The organism is Streptomyces pristinaespiralis (assembly GCF_001278075.1).
GTDB lineage: Bacteria > Actinomycetota > Actinomycetes > Streptomycetales > Streptomycetaceae > Streptomyces > Streptomyces pristinaespiralis.
The window spans coordinates 1214383-1238763 of sequence record NZ_CP011340.1 but is presented as its reverse complement, the minus strand read 5'-3'; the positions used below and the strand labels follow the sequence as shown (position 1 = coordinate 1238763).

The 24381-nt window shown below is 70.9% G+C and carries 20 protein-coding genes; 8 read left to right on the top strand and 12 right to left on the bottom strand.

Annotated elements, in window-relative coordinates:
• Nucleotides 1-14: 14 nt before the first annotated feature.
• Nucleotides 15-290 carry a DUF2087 domain-containing protein gene (locus tag SPRI_RS05035; RefSeq protein WP_037775925.1) on the bottom strand — a complete coding sequence of 92 codons (276 nt, stop codon included), beginning with the start codon at nt 288-290 and terminating at the stop codon, nt 15-17.
• Nucleotides 291-341: 51 nt separating this feature from the next.
• The gene (locus SPRI_RS05030; protein WP_005309042.1) at nt 342-1073 is read right to left on the bottom strand and encodes a MerR family transcriptional regulator; all 732 of its coding nucleotides are present in this window, start codon (nt 1071-1073) and stop codon (nt 342-344) included.
• Nucleotides 1074-1254: 181 nt separating this feature from the next.
• On the opposite strand from SPRI_RS05030, the gene SPRI_RS05025 reads away from it, so the two are divergent.
• The gene (locus tag SPRI_RS05025; protein ID WP_053556717.1) at nt 1255-1734 is read left to right on the top strand and encodes a macro domain-containing protein; all 480 of its coding nucleotides are present in this window, start codon (nt 1255-1257) and stop codon (nt 1732-1734) included.
• Between the two features lie 361 nt (nt 1735-2095).
• Here the strand turns inward: SPRI_RS05025 and SPRI_RS05015 are convergent, their stop codons facing one another.
• Nucleotides 2096-3175 carry a S1 family peptidase gene (locus SPRI_RS05015; RefSeq protein WP_005309034.1) on the bottom strand — a complete coding sequence of 360 codons (1080 nt, stop codon included), beginning with the start codon at nt 3173-3175 and terminating at the stop codon, nt 2096-2098.
• A gap of 330 nt (nt 3176-3505) precedes the next feature.
• Between SPRI_RS05015 and SPRI_RS05010 the strand changes: the two genes are divergently transcribed.
• Nucleotides 3506-4129: a TetR/AcrR family transcriptional regulator gene (locus tag SPRI_RS05010; RefSeq protein ID WP_078951207.1), complete on the top strand. Its 624-nt coding sequence runs from the start codon at nt 3506-3508 to the stop codon at nt 4127-4129.
• Here SPRI_RS05010 and SPRI_RS05005 read toward each other — a convergent pair.
• From SPRI_RS05005 to SPRI_RS04995, 3 genes are all read right to left on the bottom strand, one after another.
• Complete coding sequence (locus tag SPRI_RS05005) at nt 4102-5064, bottom strand: oxygenase MpaB family protein (RefSeq protein ID WP_053556715.1); 963 nt, start codon at nt 5062-5064, stop codon at nt 4102-4104. The two genes, SPRI_RS05010 and SPRI_RS05005, sit on opposite strands and share 28 nt — an antisense overlap.
• Nucleotides 5065-5242: 178 nt before the next feature.
• A complete protein-coding gene (gene sph, locus SPRI_RS05000) occupies nt 5243-6244 on the bottom strand; it encodes a sphingomyelin phosphodiesterase (protein ID WP_005309030.1) in 1002 nt (333 codons plus the stop codon).
• 120 nt (nt 6245-6364) lie between these two features.
• On the bottom strand, nt 6365-6823 hold the full coding sequence (locus SPRI_RS04995; RefSeq protein WP_005309025.1) for a GNAT family N-acetyltransferase: 459 nt from the start codon (nt 6821-6823) through the stop codon (nt 6365-6367).
• Between the two features lie 193 nt (nt 6824-7016).
• Between SPRI_RS04995 and SPRI_RS04990 the strand changes: the two genes are divergently transcribed.
• Nucleotides 7017-7892: an oxygenase MpaB family protein gene (locus SPRI_RS04990; protein ID WP_053556714.1), complete on the top strand. Its 876-nt coding sequence runs from the start codon at nt 7017-7019 to the stop codon at nt 7890-7892.
• Here the strand turns inward: SPRI_RS04990 and SPRI_RS04985 are convergent.
• From SPRI_RS04985 to SPRI_RS04970, 4 genes are all read right to left on the bottom strand, one after another.
• The gene (locus SPRI_RS04985; protein ID WP_053556713.1) at nt 7867-9267 is read right to left on the bottom strand and encodes a GH1 family beta-glucosidase; all 1401 of its coding nucleotides are present in this window, start codon (nt 9265-9267) and stop codon (nt 7867-7869) included. The genes SPRI_RS04990 and SPRI_RS04985 overlap by 26 nt on opposite strands.
• Nucleotides 9268-9317: 50 nt before the next feature.
• A complete protein-coding gene (locus SPRI_RS04980) occupies nt 9318-10226 on the bottom strand; it encodes a carbohydrate ABC transporter permease (protein ID WP_005309016.1) in 909 nt (302 codons plus the stop codon).
• A complete protein-coding gene (locus SPRI_RS04975; RefSeq protein WP_005309012.1) occupies nt 10223-11170 on the bottom strand; it encodes a carbohydrate ABC transporter permease in 948 nt (315 codons plus the stop codon). The genes SPRI_RS04980 and SPRI_RS04975 overlap by 4 nt, the downstream gene beginning before the upstream one ends.
• A gap of 107 nt (nt 11171-11277) precedes the next feature.
• The gene (locus SPRI_RS04970) at nt 11278-12582 is read right to left on the bottom strand and encodes an ABC transporter substrate-binding protein (RefSeq protein WP_005309009.1); all 1305 of its coding nucleotides are present in this window, start codon (nt 12580-12582) and stop codon (nt 11278-11280) included.
• Between the two features lie 241 nt (nt 12583-12823).
• On the opposite strand from SPRI_RS04970, the gene SPRI_RS04965 reads away from it, so the two are divergent.
• Nucleotides 12824-15601 (top strand): glycosyl hydrolase, encoded by a 2778-nt coding sequence (locus SPRI_RS04965; RefSeq protein ID WP_037775915.1) that lies wholly within the window; start codon nt 12824-12826, stop codon nt 15599-15601.
• Nucleotides 15602-15638: 37 nt separating this feature from the next.
• Here the strand turns inward: SPRI_RS04965 and SPRI_RS04960 are convergent, their stop codons facing one another.
• Entirely contained in the window at nt 15639-16664 is a 1026-nt protein-coding gene (locus SPRI_RS04960) for a LacI family DNA-binding transcriptional regulator (RefSeq protein WP_005309003.1), read from the bottom strand.
• 367 nt (nt 16665-17031) lie between these two features.
• Here SPRI_RS04960 and SPRI_RS04955 point away from each other — a divergent pair, with 367 nt between their 5' ends.
• Entirely contained in the window at nt 17032-18318 is a 1287-nt protein-coding gene (locus SPRI_RS04955) for a M14 family metallopeptidase (RefSeq protein WP_005309001.1), read from the top strand.
• Between the two features lie 112 nt (nt 18319-18430).
• On the top strand, nt 18431-20185 hold the full coding sequence (locus tag SPRI_RS04950; RefSeq protein WP_005308998.1) for a BCCT family transporter: 1755 nt from the start codon (nt 18431-18433) through the stop codon (nt 20183-20185).
• 309 nt (nt 20186-20494) lie between these two features.
• Here SPRI_RS04950 and SPRI_RS04945 read toward each other — a convergent pair whose 3' ends face one another.
• Nucleotides 20495-21409, bottom strand: coding sequence for a MurR/RpiR family transcriptional regulator (locus SPRI_RS04945; RefSeq protein WP_005308995.1), 915 nt, complete (start codon nt 21407-21409; stop codon nt 20495-20497).
• 113 nt (nt 21410-21522) lie between these two features.
• Between SPRI_RS04945 and SPRI_RS04940 the strand changes: the two genes are divergently transcribed.
• Together SPRI_RS04940 and SPRI_RS04935 are read left to right on the top strand one after the other, a co-directional pair.
• Nucleotides 21523-22734, top strand: coding sequence for a C45 family autoproteolytic acyltransferase/hydolase (locus tag SPRI_RS04940; RefSeq protein WP_005308992.1), 1212 nt, complete (start codon nt 21523-21525; stop codon nt 22732-22734).
• Nucleotides 22731-24371 carry an ABC transporter substrate-binding protein gene (locus SPRI_RS04935; protein WP_005308990.1) on the top strand — a complete coding sequence of 547 codons (1641 nt, stop codon included), beginning with the start codon at nt 22731-22733 and terminating at the stop codon, nt 24369-24371. Before SPRI_RS04940 ends, SPRI_RS04935 begins: the two co-directional genes overlap by 4 nt.
• Nucleotides 24372-24381 lie beyond the last annotated feature (10 nt).

Below are 24381 nucleotides of genomic sequence, written 5' to 3'. Positions count from 1 at the left end.
CACGACGGCGGCAGTCACCGGCCCCGCCGGTAGCTGCCGCCGTCCTTCGTCCGGGTCAGCAGCCCGGCGACCACGAGATAGCGGCGCAGCGCCGCGCAGTCGTCGTGGACGGTGCGCAGGGCGTCGTTGACCTCGCGTTCCGTGTAGTCGCGGCCCTGTTCGAAGAGCGTCTCCGCGAGGTGCGTGAGGAGCTGTTCACGGCGGGCCGGTCTGCGGGGGATCGCGGTCAGCCGCCCCTGGGAGAAGAGGGCGTGGACGCTGCGCGCGGAGCTCGTTGCCTGTTCGGACATGCCGGGCAGCCTCGCGCACCGCACGGAGCCGGGCAACGCATTTACGTCCCGCTACGGTTCCTCGGTCGTGAACGCCGTCCGCAGCTCCTCCCGCAGCGACCGCTGGAACGCCGTCACCAGGGCCTGGATCACCATCGGCTGCATATGGGCGGACAGCGACTTCATGGCCGCCACATGGTCGGGGTCCGCCTCACGCGCACGATAGGGGCCCCAGACCTGCTCACGGAACAGCCGGCTCAGATCCTGGGCGGCGGCCCGCGCGTGCTCCAGCAGGACCGTGCGGGAGGCGAGGATCGTCTCGTGCGCGATCGGCACGTCCAGCAGCTCGACGCCGAGCCGCAGCAGACCGCCGTCGAGCCGGTACGTGTCCGCCCCGGCCCGGTCCAGGACACCCATCGCGGCCAGCCGGTCGACATCCTGGTCCGACAGCGCCCGGCCCGCCCTGCGCTCCAGCTCCTCCCGGCCGACCTCCTCCGCCGACTCCGGGGCCCACGAGGCCACCAGCGCCCGGTGGATCGCGAGATCCTGCGCGCTCAGGTCGGCGGGCAGCTGCCCCAGATAGCGTTCGATCGCGGCGAGCGTCATGCCCTGGTGCTGGAGCTCCTCGATCAGCGCCAGCCGGGAGATGTGGTCGCTGCCGTAGTGCCCCACGCGGCGGGGACCGATCACGGGCGGAGGCAGCAGACCGCGGGTGCTGTAGAACCGGATGGTGCGCACGGTGACCCCGGCGCGTGCGGCCAGTTCGTCGACGGTGAGCGTCGGCTCCTCGGTCTCGGTCGCCATGACCCTCCTTCTGCTGGACCACTTCGGTTCAACAGTATTGCTGTCTCACCAGTGTTGTGAAAGGCGTGGCTCCGGACCACTGCGGCTCCCGGCTTCCTCCACGGCGCGGTCACCGGTGAGCAGTGGCCGCGCGGCGACCGCACCGGTCACGGGTGTCGGTGCCGGGTCGTACGGTGGTGCCATGTCGGAGATCGGATACGTCCGGGGGGACGCCACCGCGCCGCAGGGCAAGGGCGTCAAGCTGATCGTGCATGTGTGCAACGACCTCGGAGGCTGGGGGAAGGGCTTCGTGCTCGCACTGTCCCGCCGCTGGCCCGGGCCGGAGGCGGCCTACCGCCGCTGGCACCGCGAGCGCGCGGGCAACGACTTCGGGCTGGGGGCCGCGCAGTTCGTGCAGGTCGAGCCGTATGTGTGGGTGGGCAACATGGTGGGCCAGCGGGGGATGCGTACGGGCAGCCAAGGGGTCCCCGTGCGCTACGAGGCGATCGACAAGGCGCTCGCGCGGGTGGCCGACAAGGCGTTGGCGCTCGGCGCCTCCGTCCATATGCCGCGGATAGGGTGCGGGCTCGCGGGCGGGAAGTGGTCCCGCGTCGAACCGCTGATAGCGGACCGGCTGACGGACCGGGGGATAGAGGTCACGGTCTACGACCACGGGGACTGACCGGCGGCGTCCGGGATCCGCGGCCGGTGCCGGCTCTGGTGGGCATCCACCGGACGTCCACCTCGGCCGCCGGAACGACGGCACCGACTGGTACGCCAAGGGCTGACGCGGGGCCGGTCGGGGCAGGCCCGCCCGGTGCGCCTGCGCGCGGACCGCACCCGGCCCCGGTCCCTCCGCCGGCACCGGGCCACCGTCGCCGACGCCGGGACCGGCCGGCGGGTCGACCAGCACCTCACCGATCGCGCCGGTCAGGGCCGCGGCGGTGACGTCGGGGCCCGGCGCCGTGGGCGTCCGACGTGCCCGGACATGATGCGGGGCGTGCCCCCGGCCGGTGGGCACGCCCCCTAAGACGGATCACATGTCAGTAGACCGCGACCCCGTAGGCGCTGAGCGCCTCCTTGACCGGTTGGTGGAGCGCGGAGCCGTTCGTCCCCGTGCAGCCCGCGCTGCCGGAGTGGATGCCGAGCGCCGTCGAGCCGGAGAAGTGGGCGCCGCCGCTGTCGCCGCCCGCGGAGCAGGCGGTGGTGCGGACGAGGTTGTACACCGGCCCGTCGCCGTAGTTCACGGTGACGTTCACGGCGGTCACCGTGCCGCTGGTGAGCTTGGTGGTGGAGCCGCTCTTGCGGATGGACTGGCCGACGATCGCGTCCGCCGCGGAGGTGATGTCCTGGTGGCTGCCGTTGTACAGGTTGACGTTCCCCGCCGGCTGGGAGCCGTCGGTGTAGCGGACGATGCCGTAGTCGTTGGTCGGGAAGCTGGTGCCCTCCCGGGTGCCGATCGCGGGCCCGCCGGAGGTGGCGGACCAACTGCTCGCCGAGTTGGTGCAGTGCCCGGCGGTCAGGAAGTAACGGGTGGTCGCCTTGGACACGTTGAAGGCGGCGGAGCAGCGGTAGCCCCCGCCGTAGATCGCGTCGCCGCCCGCCACCTCCTTCTTGAACTCGCCGGCGACACGCTTGATGCTCACGGCGTCGCCGAGCCTGGCGGCGGCGGCCCTCAGCTTCGCCATGGAGGCCGGGGACACGGTGCTGTCGGCCTCGACCGCGATCTTGTTGGTCGACGGGTCGATCCCCCAGGACGTCCCGGTGATCTTCGCCTTGGACTCCAGGGTGTCCATGGCGGCCCGCAGCTGGGCCATGCTCCGGGTGACGAGCTGGGCGCGGGCCCCGGTCGCCCGCACCTCCTCCGCGGCCTCGTCGTCGATGACGGTCACCACGAGTTCGCCGCTGGCGGTATCGAAGTACGAACCGGCGGTGCGGTCGCCGAGGTCGCGTTCGAGCGAGGTGTGCAGGGAGTACTGCGCGGGGGAGGCCGCGACGCCGGGGCTCGGGTTTCCGCCGGTGTCGGCGGCATCGGCGGCGCCGGCGGTCGAGGAGCCGAGTCCGACGGCGGTCAGGGCAAGCAGGGCGGGAAGGCAGATGCGCGCGCGGAGCGTGCGTCTCATGGGGGGCTTCTCCTTCATTCGAGTCCGTGTGGGGGGTGCCTGACGGCAAGTGGACTGGACCAGTCCGGAGTGCGGACTCAATGTGGCATGGCCCTGACACCGACACAAGACGGCCGGGGGCGGCTTGCGCCTACTGGCCGGAGGCAATCACCGGATCGTGGTTCGGACGGGTCGTTGTACGAGAGGGGTGCCCCGGGCGGAGACCGGCCAGGACGCGCCGCGATCCCTGATCACCTCATTGGCCGAGGCGCGGTCCCGGACCGATCGTGACGTTCCCGGCCGGTGACGCTGTGATTGAGTGGGGGAGCGGTCGAGCGGAGGGGGACGGACGTGACGGAACCGAGAGGCGCGGAATTGCTGACGGGCCGTGAGTTGGAGGTACCCGCCGACCCGCTCACCGAGCGGATCCTGGACGCCGCGCACGAGCAGTTGCGTTCCTTCGGGCTGCGTCGTTCGACCATGGACGACGTCGCGAGGCGCGCACGCGTCTCCCGCGTCACCGTCTACCGCCGGTTCGGCACCAAGGACGGACTCGTTTCGGCGTGTCTGCTCCGCGAGTACCGCAGGTTCCTCGCCGACGTCGACCTGGCGGTGGCGGACCTGCCCACCGTGGAGGACCGGCTGGTCGAGGGCTTCGTCGTGGTGCTGCGTCATATACGGGAGCACCCCCTCGTGGGTGGCCTGCTGCGGCTGGAGCCGGAGACGATGCTGCCCTTCCTGACCGTCGACAGCGGCCCGGCGCTCGTCGCGATGCGCGACCATCTCGCCGACCGGTTGCGCCGTGCTCAGCCGTCCCTGGGCGGACCGGTGCGCGACGCTGAGGCGATCGCCGAGCTGATGGTGCGGATCACCGTGTCCTTCCTGCTCAATCCGGAAGGCTGCTTCGAACTCGGGGAGGACGGGCACGCCCGGGAGTTCGCGCGGCGCTACTTACTGCCGCTGCTGGCACGGTAGGAGCCGTCGCCCCCGGTCCGTCCGCCCGTCCGCTGCTCGTCCGAGGACCGGTGCCGGCCCTGGTGTTCGTCGTGCAGCGGTTCCAGCGGGCGTCCGGCCGCCCAGTGCGGCCCCAGGTCGTCGAGCGTCCAGCCGAAGGGATACGAACGCGGTCTGGGGCGTGCCGGCCACCATCGCGGCCGGGCCGGCAGGAGTCTCACGACCAGGGCGCGGCAGCGCAGTGCGCGCCGCGCGGCCGCTCGTACCCAGGCCGGCTGGATCGGGAAGCCCAGTGCCCCGGACAGCGGCTCGTCCAGCAGGGCGAGCAGCAGCCGGGTGACCAGCGGACGCAGCGAACGTGGGTACCAGCCCGCCATGACACGCAGGGTGGCGCTCGCGACCCTGCGGTTCGCCGGCGCATAGGCGAACATCTCGCGTTCGTAGCCGTCCAGCAGCTTCTCGAAGCCGTCGTAGGTGCTCGGAGCTCCAGAGATGCCCATCATGAGGGCCATGCGGTGGCCGACCAGTGCCAGGGCCTCGGTCTCGTTGGGGCACAGCCGGCGCCAGCCGAACGCGTCGATCCATCGCTTGGGCCCGACCACCGTCGTGGCCAGGACGTAGAGGAAGTCCTCGTTCGGGATGCGGTACTTGGCGTGGATACGGTTGAGGTGCCGGCCGGCGGCGCGCCCGCGCTCCGATTCGAAGCCGTTCTCGGCGATCTCGTAGCCGAACAGCAGGGTGTCGTCGTATCGCTTCTGCCCGGCGCGCTCGAACTCCTGCGTACGGTCCAGCAGTTCCGATATCCGCGGCACCCCGTAGTCGCGTAGGAAGGCGATGCCCAGGCCCTGCGTGTAGTCCCAGGGGAACTCGTACAGGGCGATCGAGCGGTGGATGCGTTCGTAGTCCTCGGCGGGATCCAATCGTCGGATCTCGCGCAGTCGGCTGTAGCGGCCCACGTCCGTGCTCCTCTCGCCGGCGAGTCGGAGATACACGGAGTATCACGTTGTATCAATGAGCACGTCAAGAGTGCCGGCAGGGAGAGTTGACGAGGCGTCAGGCGAGCTCCGGGCGGACCACTCCGCCCGGAGCGGCAGAAACCGGAATCCCGGAGCGGCAGAAACCGGATCCGTGCGCCTACCGGCCGGAGGCGATCACCGGATAGTGGTCGGACAGATTCGTGTACGTGTAGGTGGTGCCCCAACTCGACACCGACCAGGGCGCACTCCGCTCCTTGATCACCTCGTTCGTCCAGCCGGAGGGCTTCGCGTGCCCCGCCCGGTGCAGGACATGGTCGAGGTCCTCACGCGGGTCGTCCGGGTAGCGCTCGGCGGCGATCGAGTTCTCCGACGTGTCGAACGAGTACGGGTGGCCGGTGCGTGCGTCCGCGCCCACCAGGCCGCCGTCGGCCAGCATCGAGGCGTACTCGGAGGTGCGCGAGTCCACGTTGAAGTCACCCGCGACGACGACCTGCTCGGAGGCCGGGATGTTCTTGCCGTCCAGGAAGGCGTCCATCGCGCGGAACTGACGGCTGCGCATCTCGGCCGCCTCGCCCGCGTCGCAGCCGGGGTCCGTGGACTGCGCGTGTGTGCCCACCACGTGCACCCGGGTGCCGTTCACATCGAGTACGGCGTAGACGAACCCCTTGTTCGACCACCAGTCCGCGCCGCAGGCGTCCTTGTAGACGTACTGCTCCTTGCGGACGATCGGCCACTTGCTGAGGACCGCGACCCCGCCGTCCTCCGGGGTCGTCGACGAGTACGCGCCGCCGGTCGCGTCCCAGCCGTCCTTGCTCCGGCCCATCACCGGCGTCCGGTGCGGGTACTGGGCGGCGGCGCCCCGCAGCAGCGCGTCGGAGGAGGAGTTGTCGAACGCCTCCTGGAGCACGACGACGTCGTTGCCCTGGAAGAACGGCGCCGCGGGTATGGCCGCGGCCCGGTGGTCCTGGCCCCAGTTGGGGTAGAGCGACTTGCTGAAAAGGAACGCGTTGTAGGTGAGGACCCGCAGGCTCGGTGTCGCGTCGGCCGGCGCGGCGGCCGCCTGCGGCGCCGCGCCCACCAGGGCGGTCGCGGCGAGCGCGGCGGACAGAGCGGCGGACACGGCGGCACCGTAGGCGCGGTGGGGCTTGGGATGCGGCACTGGATCTCCCGTTCGTGGTGGGGGGTTCCACCGGTCGACGGACCGGCGCCGCACATCAAAGCAGCCGTAGTTACCTTCTGGTAATGGGCAGGTGCCCGGTTTCTGTATCCCGGGAGGACGTCAGGGATTGAGCGGGAGCTTGAAGCCGACGTGGGAACCGGTGAAGCCGAGTTGTTCGTAGAAGCGGTGGGCGTCGGTGCGGGCCGCGTCCGAAGTCAGCTGGACCAATCGGCAGTTCTGCTGACGGGACTCCTCGATCGCCCACTCGATCAGCTGCCGGCCGAGTCCCTGGCCGCGCTCCGAGCTGTGGACGCGCACGCCCTCGATGATCGAGCGTGTGCTGCCGCGCCGGGACAGGCCGGGAACGACGGTCAGTTGGAGGGTGCCGACGACGGTCCCGTCACGTTCGGCCACCATCAGGAACTGGTTCGGATCGCTCCGCAGCCGCTCGTACGCCGTCCGATAGGGCTCCATGTCGTCGGGGGACTCCCGGGTCGCTCCCAACGGGTCGTCGGCGAGCATGGCCACGATGGCCGGGACGTCGTCCGCGACGGCGGACCTGATCACGATATCCGTCATGCGCCGGATGCTATCCGGACGCGCGTTCGCCGCCGGGTGCCGTGCCGCCGGATGCCGCCGGGCCCGGCCCGGAAGGGCGGACGGGCACGCCAGGAGACGGTCGAGCAGGTCTGAGGCACGTGGGGCCGGTGATCCGCACGGCGCATACTGGGAGGTGACAGGCCGGCCGAGCAGAGAGCAGCGGGGGAAATCGATGAGCAGGGCAGCCGCGGACGAGCCCCAGCCACCGCCGCCGGGTGGTGTGCTCTGGGGCCTCGCCGGTGACGTGCGCGCCCTGCTGATGCTGCCCGCGGCGCTCACCATGCAGGTCGCCCACCCCGCCGTCGGCGCGGGTGTCGACGAGCACTCGGTCTTCCGCACCGACCCCTGGGGCCGCGGCGAAAGGTCCCTGCGCTCGCTCCAGCTGTGGATCTACGGCGGCGAGGCGGCCGCCACGGAGGGCCGCAGGCTCCGCGAGCTGCACCGCACCATCCAGGGCACGGACGCGCACGGCCGCCGCTACCACGCGCTGAGTCCGGCCTACTACTCCTGGGTCCACGCCACCGGCTTCCCCGTGTACCGGCACGCCGCCCGGTACCTGGTGTGTGAACTCACCGAGGCCGAGGAGCGGCAGCTGTACGCGGAGTGGCTCCAGGTCGGCCGGATACTCGGCATCCACGACCGGGACATGCCGCAGACGATCGAGGAGTTCTGGCCGTACTACCGCAAGGTCCTGGCGGACGAACTCGAGGCCACTGTCGTCGTACGGGAACTGGTGGACGTGGACCAGCCCGTCCCGCCGCCCGACCGGGGACCGCGGGCCGTCCGGGCGGTGCTGCGCGCACTGTGGCCGCTGCTGCGCCCGCCGCTGGCCAGGTTCCGCCGGTTCATGACCATCGGGCTGATGCCGCCGGACGCGCGCGAGGCCATCGGCCTGCCCTGGACGGACGCCCAGGAGCGCCGGCTGCGGCGCTTCGCCCGGGTCGTACGGGCCGTGGTTCCCGTACTCCCCGAGCGGCTGCGCTACCTGCCCCTGGCCCGCGAGGCGCGCCGGGCGGAGCGGCTCAGACCAGGCCCCCGCGCTCGATGACCGACGCGTACCAGCGCGCACTGTCCTTGAAGGTGCGGCGCTGGGTGGCGAAGTCGACGTGCACGATGCCGAACCGCTTGCTGTAGCCGTACGCCCACTCGAAGTTGTCGAGCAGCGACCACAGGAAGTAGCCGCGCACGTCGGCGCCGTCCGCGATCGCCCGGTGCACCGCCGACAGGTGCGCGTGCAGGTAGGCCACCCGCTCGGGGTCCTTCACCTCGCCGGACGGGTCGGCGTAGTCGTCGTACGCGGCACCGTTCTCGGTGATCACCAGGGGTACGCCCGGCAGGTCGTCGCGCAGCCGGATCAGCAGCTCGTGCAGCCCGTCGGCGTCGACCGGCCAGTCCATCGCGGTGCGCGGCCCGGGCGCGGGCAGGAACCGCACGTGCTGCTCGGCGCCCGCCCACGGAGAGGGGGCCGCCGCGCTGGATCCCGCGGCGACGACGGTGGGGGAGTAGTAGTTGATGCCCAGTGAGTCGATCGGCGTGGAGGCCACGTCCAGGTCCCCGTCGAGGACGAACGACCAGTCGGTGACCGGAGACGTGTCCCTGACCAGGTCCTCGGGGAGCCGGCCGCGGAAGACCGGGTCGAGGAAGATGCGGTTGCCCACCGCGTCGATACGGCGGGCCGCGTCCAGGTCGGCGGCCGAGTCGGAGTGCGCCCGCACGGCGTGGAGGTTGAGCGTCAGCGACACCTCGGCGGACGGCGGCAGTTCGGCGCGCAGCACCTGCGCGGCCCAGCCGTGCGCCAGGTTCAGGTGGTGCGCGGCGCGCAGCGACGCCAGGGGAGAGGTGCGGCCCGGGGCGTGCTCCCCGCTGCCGTAACCGAGGAAGGCGGCGCACCACGGCTCGTTGAGCGTCGTCCAGGTCGCGACCCGGTCGCCGAGCGCCTCGGCCATGATCCCCGCGTACTCGCCGAAGCGCTGCGCGGTCTCGCGCTGCGGCCAGCCGCCCGCGTCCTCCAGCTCCTGCGGCAGGTCCCAGTGGTAGAGCGTGGCCACGGGCCGGATGCCGGCGTCGCGCAGTTCGTCGACGAGCCGGCGGTAGAAGTCGAGGCCCTTCTGCACGGCGGGGCCGCGGCCGGTGGGCTGCACCCGCGGCCAGGCGATCGAGAACCGGTAGTCGGTGACTCCGAGACGGCGCATGAGGGCGACGTCCTCGTGCATCCGGTGGTAGTGGTCGGCGGCGATGTCGCCGGTGTCGCCGTTTCGGACCTTGCCCGGGGTACGGCTGAACGTGTCCCAGATGGAGGGGGTACGGCCGTCCTCGGCGGCCGCGCCCTCGATCTGGTAGGCGGCGGTGGCGGTGCCCCAGCGGAATCCGGTGGGGAACCGGAGTGTCGTCGTGGCGTCGGGGCGTGCGTCGAGCGCGGTCATGAGGTGGAACTCCCAAGGAGTGAGACGTCGGTGCGGAGGCGGTGGATCGGTCAGCCCTTGACCGCGCCCTGCATGATGCCGCCGACGATCTGGCGGCCGAGCAGGCCGAAGACCAGCAGCACGGGGAGCGTGCCCAGCAGGGTGCCCGCCATGATCACGGACTGGTCGTGGACGTAGCCGCCGCCGAGCTGGCGCAGCGCCACCTGGACGGTCGGTTCCTGCGAGGAGAGCGCGACGATCGGCCAGAAGAAGTCGTTCCAGGCGGCCATGAAGGTCAGCATCCCGAGCACGGCCATGCCGGGCCGCGCGATCGGCACCACGATCGACCAGAAGATCCTGGCCGTGGAGGCGCCGTCCACGCGGGCCGCCTCGATCAGTTCGTCCGGCAGCGACTGCACGAGGTACTGGCGCATGAAGAAGACGCCGAAGGCGGACACCAGTCCGGGCAGGATCACCGCCTGGAGCTGGTTCACCCACTGGAGTTCGGCGATCAGCATGAACAGCGGGATGACGCCCAGCTGCGGCGGGATCATCATGGTGCCGACCGTGATCGCGAGCAGTGCGCCACGGCCGCGGAAGCGCAGTTTGGCGAAGGCGAAGCCGGCGAGCGTGCAGCACAGGACGGTGCCGACGGTGATGGAGCCGGAGACGATGAAGGAGTTGACCAACGCCTTGCCGATGTCCGCCTCCTCCATCACCGCCTCGAAGTTGCGGATCAGGTTGGGGCCGGGCAGCAGCGTCGGCGGGACCTTCGCCAGGTCGGCGTTGGAGCGGCTGGCTGCGACGATCGTCCAGTAGAACGGGAAGGCGGAGACCAGTACGGCGGCGATCAGGATGGCGTAGGCGAGCTTGCCGCCCTTCATCGTGCGGCCCGCGCCCGACTTCCGCCTGCGGCGCCCCGGCAGCTGCCGCTTGTCGGTGGCCGGCTGCTTCGTCGGCGGTTCGGCGAGCACGGTCATCGGCCGGCCTCCTTGCGGGAACGGCGGCGCGCGATCAGGGCGTTGGCCCCGACGAGCACCAGGATCAGCAGGAACATCACCCAGGCGATGGCGGCGGCACGGCCCAAGTGGAAGAAGCCCCAGCCCTGCTCGTACATGTACAGGCCGAGCGTCTGGTACTGGTGCGAGATGCCGCCGGAGATGGAGCCCTCGAAGAGCAGCGGCTCACCGAAGAGCTGGGTGGCGCCGATCGTGGAGACGACCACGGTGAACAGGATCGTGGGGCGCAGTCCCGGGAGCGTGACGTGGAAGAACTGTCGCCATCGTGAGGCGCCGTCCACCTCCGCCGCCTCGTACAGCTCGCTCGGGATGGACTGCATGCCCGCCAGGTAGATCAGCGCGTTGTAGCCGGTCCAGCGCCAGATGACGATGGTGGAGACGGCGATCTGCGAGGCGACGGTGCCGGTCTGCCAGTCGACCGGGCCGAAACCGACCAGTCCCAGCACGTAGTTGATGAGCCCGAAGTCGCGGCCGAACAGCTGGGCGAAGACCAGAGTGGCGGCGGCCACGGAGGTGGCGTACGGCAGCAGCATCGCGGTCCGCAGGAAGGTGCGGCCTCGAAGCCGGTAGTTGAGCAGGTGGGCCAGGCCCAGGGCCATCACCAACTGCGGCACGGTGGAGATCACACCGATGGTGAACGTGTTGCGCAGTGCGGTCCAGAAGAACTCGTCGCCGAACAGCGCGGTGTAGTTGCCGAGCCCGCGCCACTCCATGTCGCCCGGGGTCTGCAGCTCCACCCGGTAGAGCGAGACGAACGCCGTGTAGACCAGCGGGAAGAGCCCGAAGGCGGCGAACAGCGTGAAGAACGGGGCTATGTAGGCGTACGGCGAGACCTTGCGCCAGGCGCGCCGCACGGCCGGCGGCCGGGGCGGCGAGACCGGCTTCGCGGAAGCGGTGAGGGTCACGGTGCGGCCCTTCGAGGATGAGTCGGTACGGGGCGGGGGCCTTCGGGCCGGTCCGGTGCGGGGAGTGGTCGGGATGCGGACCGGCCCGAAGGAGTTGCTCGGCGGCGTCAGCCGATGGTGTTCTCGACGCCCTTCTTCGCGTTGCCCCACGCCTTCTCGGACGAGATGCCCTTGCGCTCGACCTCGCTCAGCGCGTTGGTGATCTGCTGGTTGACGTTCTGGTCGTGCACACCGAGGACCTGGACCGGGGCCGCCTTGGCCGCGTCACCGAAGATCTGCCCGATCGGCGCGCCGGAGAAGTAGGGGTCCGTGGCGCCGGCGACCTTCTCGATCGCGCCCGTGGAGGAGGGGAAGTTGCCCTGCTTCTGGAAGAGCTTGGCCTGCTGCTCGGGGGCGGTGAGCCACTGGATCAGCTCGTACGCCTCCTTCTTGTGCTTGGCCGCGCGCGGCACGGAGAGGTAGGAGCCGCCCCAGTTGCCCGCGCCGCCGGGCAGCTTCGCGATGTCCCACTTGCCCTTGCCCGCGTCACCGGCCTGGCCCTTGATGTAGCCGAGCATCCAGGCGGGGCAGGGGATGGTGGCGAAGGAACCGGCCGCGAAGGCCTGGTTCCACTGCGGTGACCACTGGTCGAGCTTGGCGCTCAGGTCGCCCTCCGCCGCCTTGACGGACGTGTCCCAGGCGGTCTTCAGCGCCGGGTTGGTCTCCCAGATCAGCTTTCCGGAGGCGTCGTAGTAACGCTCCTCCTCCTGGCCGATCATGATCGAGAAGAGGCTGCCGACGCTGTCCAGCCAGGCGCTCTTGGCGGGTGCCTTGGCCTTGTACTGCTTGCCCAGCTCGAGGTAGCCCTCCCAGGTCGACCACTTCTTCGCGAGTTCCTCGCGGTCGGTCGGCAGCCCGGCCTGCTTGAACAGGTCGGTGCGGTAGCACATGGCCTCGGGGCCGACGTCGGTGCCGAGACCGAGGACGGCGCCGTCCTTCGTCGTGGCGGCGGCCCACTTGGCGTCCGCGAACTGGCTCTTCAGCTTGTCCGCGCCGTACTTCTTCAGGTCCTCGAACTTGTCGGCCTGCTGCTGGGTGACCGACGCGATCCGGCCGACCTCGATGCCCTGGACGTCCGCGAGGCCGCCGCCGCCGGCGAGCCGGGTCTGCAGCGACTTCCAGTAGTCGGCCTCGTCCTCGGTGTCGGTCTGCTTGATCGTGATGTTCGGGTGCAGCTTCTGGTACTCCGCGTAGAGGCCGGCCTCCTTGTAGCCGAAGGAACCGAAGAGGTCGACGGTGAGCGTGACCTTCCCGCCCTCGCCGTCGGAGGCGGTGTCCGAGGAGCCGGACCCGCAGGCGGCGAGCAGGGCCCCGGCGAGCGCGACCGCACCCAGGCGGACGGCGGCCCTTTTGGCGGCTCTGGCTATGGGCATGGGAAGCCTCCCTTGGCTTCGGGGTGGGACGAGAGCGTTTGAGAGCGCTCTCAAATATGCGCTTGGAGCGTGCCCTCCGGTGACTCTTCGCGTCAAGACTCGAAGACATAACGGTCTGGACTCGGGTATCAACTCCCAGGTGTGTTCGGTCTATTGACACTTGTGTTTCGGGGGTTTTACGTTTCGGCCATCTGAGAGCGCTCTCAGCCACCCCTACCCGTGATGACTTGAGGTGCCGTTCATGCCAGCCCCCCGCACCAGGCCGGCCGCAGCGCTGGTCCTGGCCTCAGCCCTGGCCGCTGTCGGCCTGGGCCCGGCCGCCGCACCCGCGGCCGCCGCCACGATCCCCATAGGCTCCGGCAGCTACTCCGACACCCGCCCCGCCGGAACGTCCGGACCGACCACCAACACCGGAGCGCCCGTCACGCCCAAGGTGACGGCCGCGGCCAAGAGCCGGCCGGTGCCCACCAACGACTGGTGGTCCTCCCTCGCCTTCCAGCGCTACGGCGACAACCCGTACTCGACCCCCATGTACGGGCACCCCCTCACCTACCAGGCCACCGCCGGCGGGCTCGACGTGGGCTACCCCACCACCCCCGCGATCGTCGGGGACGGCCGCCAGTACGAGTTCGCCCACAAGCGCGACCTCACCATCGGCCTGACCGGCCTCAACTCGCCCGACACGAAGGCCGACGACTGGTCCGACTGGACCGTCACGCCCTACTGGTCCGACGGCACCCGCACCCTGCGGACCACCATCGGCCACGGCATGCCGTTCGTGTACGCCAAGGGCTCCGGCGGCAACGCCCAGATCACGACCGCCGCCGCGCCCGCCGTCTTCGCCGACCAGGGCAACGTCCTCGGCATCACCGTCGCCGGACACCACTACGCCCTCTTCGCGCCGACCGGCAGCGACTGGAACATCTCCGGATCCACCCTCACCGCCGGCCTCGGCTCCAAGGACTACTTCTCCGTGGCCGTCCTCCCCTCCACGGGGGCGCTCGCGACGTACAAGAAGTACGCCTACAGCTTCGTCACCGGCTCCCAGGCCGCCTGGAGCTACACCGGCGGCACGGTCAAGGCCACCTACACGCTCACCACGGAGGCCAAGGAGGGCACCGAGCGCGGCACGCTCCAGGCCCTCTACCGCCACCAGTGGCTGAACACCACGGACCCGCTCACGACGCACACCTACGTCTCACCGCGCGGCACCATGAAGGTGCGGGAGTCCGCCTCCTTCACCACCAGCCAGAAGGCCTCGCCGGTGCTGCCGGCCCTGCCCAAGTCGGACGCCGTCGACACCGCCCGGCTGCGCGGCTATCTGAACGAGGTCGCGAACGCCTCCGACCCGTTCTCCGGCGCCACCGACACCTACTGGACCGGCAAGGCGCTCGGCCGTCTCGCCCAGCTCGTGCCCGTGGCCGAGCAGATCGGTGAGACCGGCACCCGCGACAAGCTGCTCGGCCTGATCAAGGGCAGGCTCCAGGACTGGTTCACGGCGGGCGGCGCGAACGAGTTCAGCTACGACAGGGACTGGAAGACCCTCACCGGGTACCCGGCCTCCTACGGCAGCGACACCGAGCTCAACGACCACCACTTCCACTACAGCTACTACGTCTACGCCGCGGCGATCGTCGCCCAGTACGACCAGGCCTGGGCCGCCGACTCGGCCTGGGGCGGGATGGTCAAGACCCTGGTGCGGGACGCCGCCAACGCGAGCCGCACCGACACGGCCTTCCCCTTCCTGCGCGGCTTCGACATCTACGCCGGACACAGCTGGGCGTCCGGCCACCAGGGCTTCGCCGCCGGCAACAACCAGGAGTCATCCTCGGAGTCCACCAACCTCAGCGCCGCCCTGGTCCTGTGGGGCTCGGCCACCGGTGACACCGCGCTCCGCGACCTCGGCACGTACCTGCTGACCACGGAGGCGGAGTCCATCGCCCAGTACTGGTTCGACGCCGACGAGCAGGTCTTCCCGTCCTCCTTCGGCCACGACACGGCCGGCATGGTCTGGGGCAGCGGCGCCGCCTACTCCACCTGGTGGACCGCCAACCCCGAGGAGATCCACGGCATCAACGTCCTCCCCGTGACCGGCGGTTCGCTCCACCTCGGTGGGGAGAAGGCCGCGATCCGGCGCAACATCGCCGAGATGGAGCGCGAGAACGGCGGCCCGGCCGTCGAATGGCGCGACATCCTCTGGGAGTTCCAGTCCCTGGCCGACCCCGCCACGGCCAAGGCCAAGTGGGACGCGGGCCACGCCGGCTACACCCCCGAGCAGGGCGAGTCCAAGGCCCACACGTACCACTGGATCTCCACCCTCGACCGCCTGGGCGCGCCCGACACCACGGTGACCGGCAACATCCCGACGTCCGCCGTCTTCACCAAGGGCACCACACGGATCTACGCCGCGCACAACCACGGCGCCACCGCCCGCACGGTGACCTTCTCCGACGGCAAGACCCTCTCCGTGCCCGCCCGTTCCACCGCGACGGGCACCGGGACCGGCGGCGGCGAGCCCGACCCCGACCCGGAGCCGCCGACGGGCAACACCTTCCAGTTGCGCAGCGGTGGCGCGCTGACCACGGCCACCGGCGGCACGGCGGGCAGCGACACCATCGCCTCCGCGGGCGGCGCCAACCACGACGGCACCCCGTACCAGCCGCTCGTCTACGAGATCCGGGGTGTCAACGGCACCCTCGCCCCGGGCGCCTCGACCGCCTTCCGGCTCCAGGTCGACGCGGGCACCACGGTCGGACTCGGCCAGCAGGCACGCATCAGCTACGACCTCACCGGTGACGGCACCTTCGAGCGGACGGAGACGTACCACTACTTCGCGACCGACCCGGTCACCGGCTGGGAGGAGTACGCACAGTCCCGCGGCCTCAAGGCCTCCACCGGCACGCTCGGCAACCTCAACGGCGGCACCGTGCGCCTCGAGGTGTGGAGCGCCATCGGCAACGGCACCGCCAAGCTCCAGACCGGCACCGACAAGTCGGTGCTGGTGATCCCCTTCAGCTGAACCGCTCCCCCCACAGGAACGCGGCGGGCGTCGGCGATCAGGCCGATGCCCGCCGCACCAGTGTGGTCGGGGTGATGACGGACGCGGGGGCGTCGCCGCCCGCCTCGTTCAGCAGCCGCATCAGCAGCCGGACCATCAGCCTGCCCATGCCCTCGACGTCCTGGCGCACCGTGGTCATGGCCGGCTCCGTCGTCCCGACGACCGAGGCCATGTCGTCGAAGCCGACCAGGGCCACGTCCTCCGGCACCCGGACGCCGCGCTCGCGCAGCGTGCGCAGGGCGCCCGACGCCATCAGGTCGTTGGAGACGAAGACGCCGTCCACGTCGGGGCGGCGGTCGAGCAGCTCGGCCATCGCGCGAGCGCCGCTCTCCTCGGTGAAGTCGCCCTGGCAGAAGAGCCCGGGGTCGGCGTCGACGAGGACGTCGTGGTAGCCGTCCACGCGGTCCAGCGCGGAGGTCTGGTCGCGGGGGCCGGCGATGTGCGCGATGTTCCTGCGGCCGAGCGAGACCAGATGGCGCACCGCCTCCCGGGCGCCGCCGCGGTTGTCGGCGTCCACGTACGGCACGGCGAGGTCGGAACCGGCGGCGGGACGCCCGCCGAAGACCGTGGGGATCTTCGTCCGGCTGATGAGCGCGGGCAGCTGATCATCGTTGTGGAGGGAGAAGGCGAGCGCTCCGTCGACGTGCCCGCCGCCGAGGTAGCGGGCGATCCGGTCGTGGTCCCCGGGGCCCTCCACCCACAGCAGCACCAGCTGGGAGTCGTGCGCCGTGAGCTCGCGGCTGATGCCCCTGACCTGCTGCTCGAAGAAGGGGTCGGAGAAGATCCGGAACTCCGGCTCCGCGATGATCACCGCCACCGCGCCGTTGCGCCGGGTGACCAGGGTGCGCGCCGCGTGATTCGGTACGTACCCGAGCTCCTCGACCGCCTTGCGCACCTTGTCGACCAGGGGTGCGCGCACTCCCGCACCGCCGTTGACGACCCGGGAGGCCGTGGCACGGGAGACGCCAGCGCGCGCCGCGACGGCTTCCAGGGTGGGGCGGGACCCCGTGGTCTGCTCGGTCAAGGCGGGCGCTCCTCGTCTGCTCCGGTGCTCCGGCACGCCGGTCGGTGGCATGATCCGACATCCAGGATATCCGTCCCCGCCGACAGCTTGAGAGCGCTTCCAGCGCCGGTGGCGGCCGACGGTCCGCCGCCGGGCGGGACCGGCGGCACGTCGGACCGGCCGGGCGTGGATGCCGGCCACACCGTACGAAGACGTGCAGACTGGTTCCGCACAGGACATCTGCCGCGAGCCGGACGGGCCGACCTGCCCCAACCGCACCGTCGGCAACCGACGTTGACCGCCCCCTGTCGCGGCGCAGCCGACCGGAGTACGTTTCCGGGGCCATGCCGATACGTGTACCGGACCGGATCCCCGGAGGCAGTATCCGATGACGTCCCGCATCCGTGTCCGCACGCTCGCCCTGACGGCGGCCGCCGCAGCGCTCGCGGTACCGCTGGTCACCGGCCCCGCCGAGGCGGCGTACACCACACCCCGTACCGGATTCGAGGACAGCGGAGGCGCGCGCTGGACCGGCGAGGAGGAGGAGAGGGCCTTCCTCGCCGCGGTCGACCGCGGCAGCGAACGGATGTCCGTGGAGCACATCGGCACGACGGGGCAGGGACGTCCGCTGCGGCTCGTCCATCTCGGCAACCCGACGTCCGCGCACACCGTCCTGCTGATCTGCAGTCAGCACGGCGACGAGCCGTCGGGCCGTGAGGCCTGCCTGACCACGGTGCGGGACCTCGCGTTCGCGCGGGACCACGCGACCCGCCGGCTGCTGGCCCGCACGCGGGTGCTCGTCCTGCCCACCGCCAACCCCGACGGCCGCGCCGCGGACACCCGGGGCAACGCGGACGGCGTCGACGTCAACCGCGACCACATCGCGCTGAGGACCGCGGAAGGGCGGGCCATCGCGGCGGTCGTCCGCGACCGGCAGCCGGACATCGTCTACGACCTGCACGAGTACGGCGCCACACCGCCCTACTACGACAAGGACCTGTTCGACCTGTGGCCCCGGAACCTCAACACCGACGCCGCAGTGCACCGTGAGGCGCAGACCCTGTCCGGGACGTACGTCCGGCCCGCCGCCAATCGTGCTGGCCACTCCACCGGCACGTACGGCATCTGGACGGACCCCGTCACCGGCGAGCCGCTCAGGCAGACCGCGGGCGACGGACAGGAGCGCATCCTGCGCAACGCCGGCGGCGTCAAGCACGCGGTGGGACTGCTGATCGAGAGCCGCGTCGACGCGCTGACACCGCAGGAGAAGGCCGACCCGGCGCTCAATCACCGCCGCCGGGTCGGCAGTCAGCTCGCCGCCCTGGGCGGTCTGTTCGCGTACACCGCCGAGCGGCAGGGCCGGATCGAGGCCGCAACCGGAGCGGCCCGGCGTGCCGGGTTCGCGGACCGCGGGCCGGTGTACCTCGGCGGCGCCGACAACGACCCGGCGGGGCCGGACGAGACGATCCAGGACCCGCCCTGCGCCTACCGTCTCGACGCCGGCCAGTACGCGGGGGTCAAGGACGAGCTGGCTCTCCACGGCGTCCTCGCCCGGCCCGTCGCCGACGGCGCCGTCGTACCGCTGCGGCAGTCCCTGCGGAATCTGGTCCCGCTGCTGCTCGACACCCGTGCGGCCTATCGCATCACCACGGCGGAACCGGTGGAAGCCTGTTGATACCGGGAGGAGAGTGACTCGTGTGGTAGGGGGTAGCGGGGAGTGAAATTCGGCTCCGCGGATTCATGAAAGGTGCCCCGTGTCGCGCGACGTAGAAAAGCCGGGCAAACGGCTGTGGTATCCCGTCAAGGCGGCGCTTCCGGGCCGCCATCCGCACGAGGACAGAGCACCCGTCACGGACCGGGTGGTGTTCGGCGTGACGGCGGTGCTGACACTCGCCTTCGTGTTCTGGGGCTCGGTGTTCACGGAGACGCTGGAGAGCGCCTCCGACACATTGCTGAACGGCCTGATGCACAACGGCGGCTGGGCGTTCGTCCTGGCCGCATCGGGTTTCGTGGTCTTCGCCCTCTGGCTCGCCGTCAGCCGCTACGGCCGGATCCCGCTCGGACAGGAGCACGAGGGACCGGAGTTCCGCACCGTCTCCTGGGTCGCGATGATGTTCAGCGCGGGCATGGGCATCGGCCTGATGTTCTACGGAGTCAGCGAACCACTCGCGCACTACACGACGCCGCCGCCCGGCACCGACCCGATCGACTCGGCGGACGCCATGGAGACGGCCCTGGCCACCACGCTGTTCCACTGGACCCTGCACCCGTGGGCGATCTACGCGGTGGTCGGCCTCGCCATCGCCTACAGCACGTTCCGGCGCCGCAGGCGGCAGAACATCAGCGCGGTCTTCGAGCCGCTGATGGGCAAGAAGCGGGCGGAGGGGGCGCCGGGCCGGTTGGTCGACGTCCTGGCGATCTTCGCCACGCTCTTCGGCTCCGCGACGTCACTGGGCCTCGGCGCCCTGCAGATCGGCAGCGGGTTCCAGGAGCTGGGCTGGATGGAGAAGGCGGGTACGGGCCTGCTCATCTCCATCATCGCGGTGCTGACCGTGTGCTTCGTCTTCTCGGCCGTGTCGGGTGTGGAGCGGGGCATCCAGTGGCTGTCCAACACCAACATGGTGCTGGCGATCGTGCTCGCCCTCTTCGTCTTCGCCGCCGGACCCACGATCCTCGTACTGGATCTGATCCCCACCTCGCTCGCCTCCTACTTCGAGGAACTGCCGCAGCTGGCCGGCCGGACGGAGGCGGCGACCGGCGGCGGTGACGTCGCGGACTGGCTGAGCAGCTGGACGGTCTTCTACTGGGCCTGGTGGATCTCGTGGACGCCGTTCGTCGGCATGTTCATCGCGCGCATCAGCCGCGGCCGTACCATCCGTCAGTTCGTCGGCGGCGTCATCCTGGTGCCGAGCACGGTCAGCCTGATCTGGTTCGCCGTCTTCGGCGGCACCGCCATGAGGCTTCAGGAACAGCGGAGGCTGGGCGACGAGACGACACCGGAGGGTCAGCTCTTCGGCGTGCTCCAGGAGTTCCCGATCGCCTCGGTGATGAGCCTCCTGGTGATGATCCTCGTCGGCATCTTCTTCGTGTCGGGCGCCGACGCGGCCTCGATCGTGATGGGGACGCTCTCCCAGAAGGGCACCTTCGAACCGGCGCGGGTCGTCGTCATCTTCTGGGGCGTGGTGACCGGCGCGGTGGCCGCCGTGATGCTCCTCGTCGGTGAGGGCAAGGGGGACGCGCTCGCCGGCCTCCAGCACCTGACCATCCTGGTCGCGGCGCCGTTCGTGCTGGTGATGATCGGCATGTGTGTGGCCCTCATGCGCGACCTGCGTCAGGACCCGCTGATCGTCCGGGGCGAGATCGCGGAGGAGGCGGTGGAGACCGCGGTGATCGCGGGACACGAGAAGTACGCGGGCGAGTTCGAGATCCGCATCGGCCCGGGAACCGGCCCGGAGGCGGGTCAGATCCCCGTCGAGGAGGAGCCCCCGCCGGAGTCGGACGAGGACCCGGAACGACGCAAGGACCGCCCGGAGCAGGGCTGACGGGAAGTCACGGGCGGCCGGGAGACATCCACGAGCCGGTGGCCGGGCGAACGCGCGAGGGCCGAGGAAGGCCGTGGGGCATGGGGGCGTGACACCCCCCCCGTGATCCACGGCCTTCCGGCTGTTCTGCCTATGCGCCGCGGTCCCGCGCCGCTCGTCTCGTCCTACCGGTCCCGCGCCGGTCGCCTCGTTCTGCCGGTCCCGCGCTGCCGCCTTGTCCGGGCGGCGTGCCCTGTCCGTTGCCCTGTCCCTTGCCCTGGCGCCTGGTCCGTGAGGCCGTCCTGCCGGTTCGTCGCCCTTTCCGCTGTCTCAGGCTTTCCTGGAGCGCTGCTCGCGCGGGGGAAGCAGCTGTTCCCGCAGTGCTGTGAGCTGGTGCGAGTGCTCGACCGCGCGCGTCTCGTCCAGGGTCGTGAGGGCCAGCAGCAGCGCGTCGGCGACGACGAGCCCTGTCAGCGCCTCGTTGGTGATGCCGGTCGGCGTGTGGGGCGCGGTGAGGATCGCGTCGACGCGCTCCTCGAACGCCTCGCCCAGCTCGTCCGTCACGAACACGACCTTCGCGCCCACCGACCGCGCCCGCTCCACCAGCACCGTGAGTTCGGACAGCGGCCTGCCGGGCTGGAAGATGACCACGGTGTCGCCCTGCGCCAGTGACAGCAGCGGGTCGGCGAGCGCGAACCCCGTGGCGCCGACGAACCGCGCGCGGCGGCCGATACGGCCGAGGGCCAGGGCGAGGTGCCGTGCCGCGAGTTCGCACGCGGCGACGCCGTAACAAAGCACCTCACGGGCGTCGGCGAGAGCGGCCACGGCCTGCTGGAGGGCGTCGGCCCCGGTGAGGCGCCGGCACTGGTCGATCCGGTCCTGCGTCTCGTCGAAGACGTCGTTCCAGATGGTCTGCAGGTCCTGCCCGACATGCGCGATGCGCTGTTTCAGCCGGACCTCGGGCGCCAGTGCCGAGGTGAAGTCCGCGGCCAGTTCCCGCTTCAGCGCGGGCAGCCCGGCGTAACCCAGGCGCTGGAGGGCCCGAACCACCGTGGCGTTGCTGGTGCCGCTGGCCGTCCCCAGCTCCTGCGCGCTGGCGAACATCACCTGCTCGGCGGGCGCGCTGACCAGGTACTGCGCGACGGTGCGCTCGGCGGCCGACAGCTCGTCCCACTGGTCGCGCACGGTGGCGCGCAGGCGGGTCAGACCACCGGGCGCGGCGCTGCCGGATTCTGGATTCTTCATTACAGGTATTGACTCCTACGTTACGGCCGTTACGCTCGTGTGTATTCCGTTCCAGGATCTCGTGTTCTCGAAATGAACATTACAGCACACCTGTGTCCCGAGGAGTCCTCGCGATGAAACACGCCCTTCCCGTCATCGAGGTGTCGGGGACCCCAGTCGAGCGCGGCCGCCGGTACGGCGAGGCGGTCGCCCCGCAGATCGGGACCGCTCTCGCCTATTACGCGGAGGCGTTCGGATCGTCCTCCGGGCTGACCTGGCAGCAGGTCACCTCCCGGGCGGCCCGCTGGCTCGAGCCCGTCCGTGCCTACGCACCCCATCTCCTGGAGGAGATGCAGGGCATCGCCGACGGCGCAGGCGTCGGCCTGCTCGACATACTCGCCCTCAACGCCCGCGGCGAGGTCATCTACGACGACTCCTTCGCACGGATGCGGGAGCACGACGGCCCCGGCACCCAGGTCCCGCAGGAGGAGCCGCCGGACGGCTGCACCTCGTTCGCCGCGTACGGCCCGGCCAGCGGCGACGGGCACGTCTGGGCCGGCCAGAACTGGGACTGGCGGGCCGGGGTGGCGGACACCGTCGTCATGATCCGCGTCGTCCAGCCGCCGAAACCGACCGTCGTCATGCAGGTGGAGGCCGGACAGATCGGCCGCCAGGGCGCCAACTCCGCGGGGATCGCGCTCAACGCCAACGGGCTCGGCGGCCGCTTCGACGACACGGTCGGCCTCCCGCAGACCGTGATCCGGCGCAGCGTCCTCGACCGCGCCACGATCACCGACGCCCTCGACGAGCTCTGCCGCACCCGCGCGCACATCGCCAGCAACGCGCTGCTGACCTGCCGGGAGGGATTCGCCATCGATCTGGAGACCACGCCGGCCGGCCACGGCTGGATGTACCCGACCGACGGCCTGCTGGTGCACGGCAACCACTACCAGGCGGGAGTCCCCGCCGCTCTCGCCGCTGACTACCGCCCGATGGCCGCCGATTCCCTGGTGCGCGTGCCCCGCGCGCAGGAGGGGCTGAGCCTGCTGCGCGGGTCCACCGGCGCGGACGAGTCGCGCAAGCTCATCAAGCAGGCGATGTCGGACCACCTGGGCCACCCCGAGTCGCTGTGCACCCACATCGACCCGCGAAGACCGCAGGTCAAGCAGTGGCAGACGCTCGTCTCCTCGTGCGTCGACCTCACCACCGGCGACTACCACGTCACGGCCGGCACGCCCTGCGACCGCGAGTACCAACACCTGCCCTGGAATCTCTACGACGGCCCCACGCCCCGAACTGACGCTGTTTCCGCTCTTCGTCCTTCCCCGCTCAGGAGCCCAGCATGAAGCTCAGAACCACCGTCGCCGCCGCCGGCCTCGCCGGGGCGATGGCCCTCACCACCGCGTGCAGCGGCGCGGACACCACCCGTCCGACGGGAGCCGGCGCCACCGCCGACGCCGCACAGCTCGCACTCACCCCCACCACCGCCAAGGCCAAGGGGGAGGTCTCCACCGTCAACTGGCTGCTGGAGGACGAACCCGACTCCCTCGACCTGGACACCCAGGGCGGCAGCGCCGGCCGCACCGTCCTCAGCAACGTGTGCGAGCGGCTGTACCAGCTCCGGCCCGACATGTCCGTGAAGCCTTCCCTGGTCCGGCAGGCCACCGGACCGGACGACAAGACCCTCGTCCTCTCCCTGCGCGACGACGTCGTCTTCCACGACGGCTCCGCGATGACGGCGGACGACGTCCTGTTCAGCCTCCGGCGCCACGCCCGGCCGGAGATGGAGCAGTCCGACGAGTTCGCGAACGTCGCGGAGATGACCAGGACCGGTGACCTCGAGATCACCATCACGTTCAAGCAGCCGGACGCGCTGTTCACCAAGGCGCTGGCCGGTGACGCGGGGTTGGTCTACAACCGCGAGCAGGTCGAGAAGGCCGGCAAGGAGTTCGGCACGCCCGGCCGGCCCGACGCCTGCTCGGGCCCCTACCGGCTCGGCGACTGGAAGTCCGGCGACTCGATCGTCATCAACCGCAGCGACTCCTACTGGGGCGAGAAGCCTCTCACCCAGCAGGTGGTCTTCCGCTGGGCCGACGACAGCGCCATGGTGAACGCCCTGAAGACCGGCGCCGCCGACGGCACGTACGCCGACTCCATCAGCACGGCCGCGGCCCTGCGCGGCACCAAGGGACTCGATCAGCACTACGGACCGAGCACCGCCGCCCTCGCCCTGATCCCCACGGAGCGCGGCGGCCTCGCCGACCCGGACATCCGCAGGGCCCTCGCGCTCGCCCTGGACCGCGCGGGCATCGCCCGGTCCGGCTACGGCGGTCTCGTGGAGCCGTGGGCCACCCCCGTCGGATCAGGCGCCTGGGGTTACGAGAAGGAGGCCTTCGCCGCCGCCCAGAAGCAGCTCACGGGAGCTCCGGCCCGGCCCGGCGCCGGCGACATCGCCGCCGCGAAGAAGCTCGTGGAGAACGCGAAGGCGGCTCCCGACAAGCCGATCGTCATCGGCACGGACAGCAGCCAGGGCCGCCTGGTGATCGCCAACGCCGTCCGCGCCGCGCTCCAGCAGATCGGCCTCAAGGGCCAGATCAAGACCGTCCCGCCCGCCGAGTACGGCGAGTTCTACGGTGACAAGGAGGCCCGCGCCGGCATCGATGTGCTCGTCGCCGACTGGTACATCTCCAAGAGCGACCCCATCGGCTTCTACGACAACGGCCTCTCCGACAGCTCCAACAACTGGATCGGCTTCAGCAGCCCTGACTACGACAGCAAGGTCAAGGAGGCGATGCGGACGCTGGACGACAAGAAGCGCGCCGCGCTCGTGATCGACGTGCAGCGCCGGTTCAGCGAAGCCGCGCTGTGGATCCCCGTCGCACAGACGCCCACGGCCCTCGTCATCGACGACAAGCTGACCGGCCCGCCCGCGTCCATGGCGTACCTCTACTACCCCTGGGCCGCAGCGCTCGGGGCGAAGTGAGCTGAGCCCA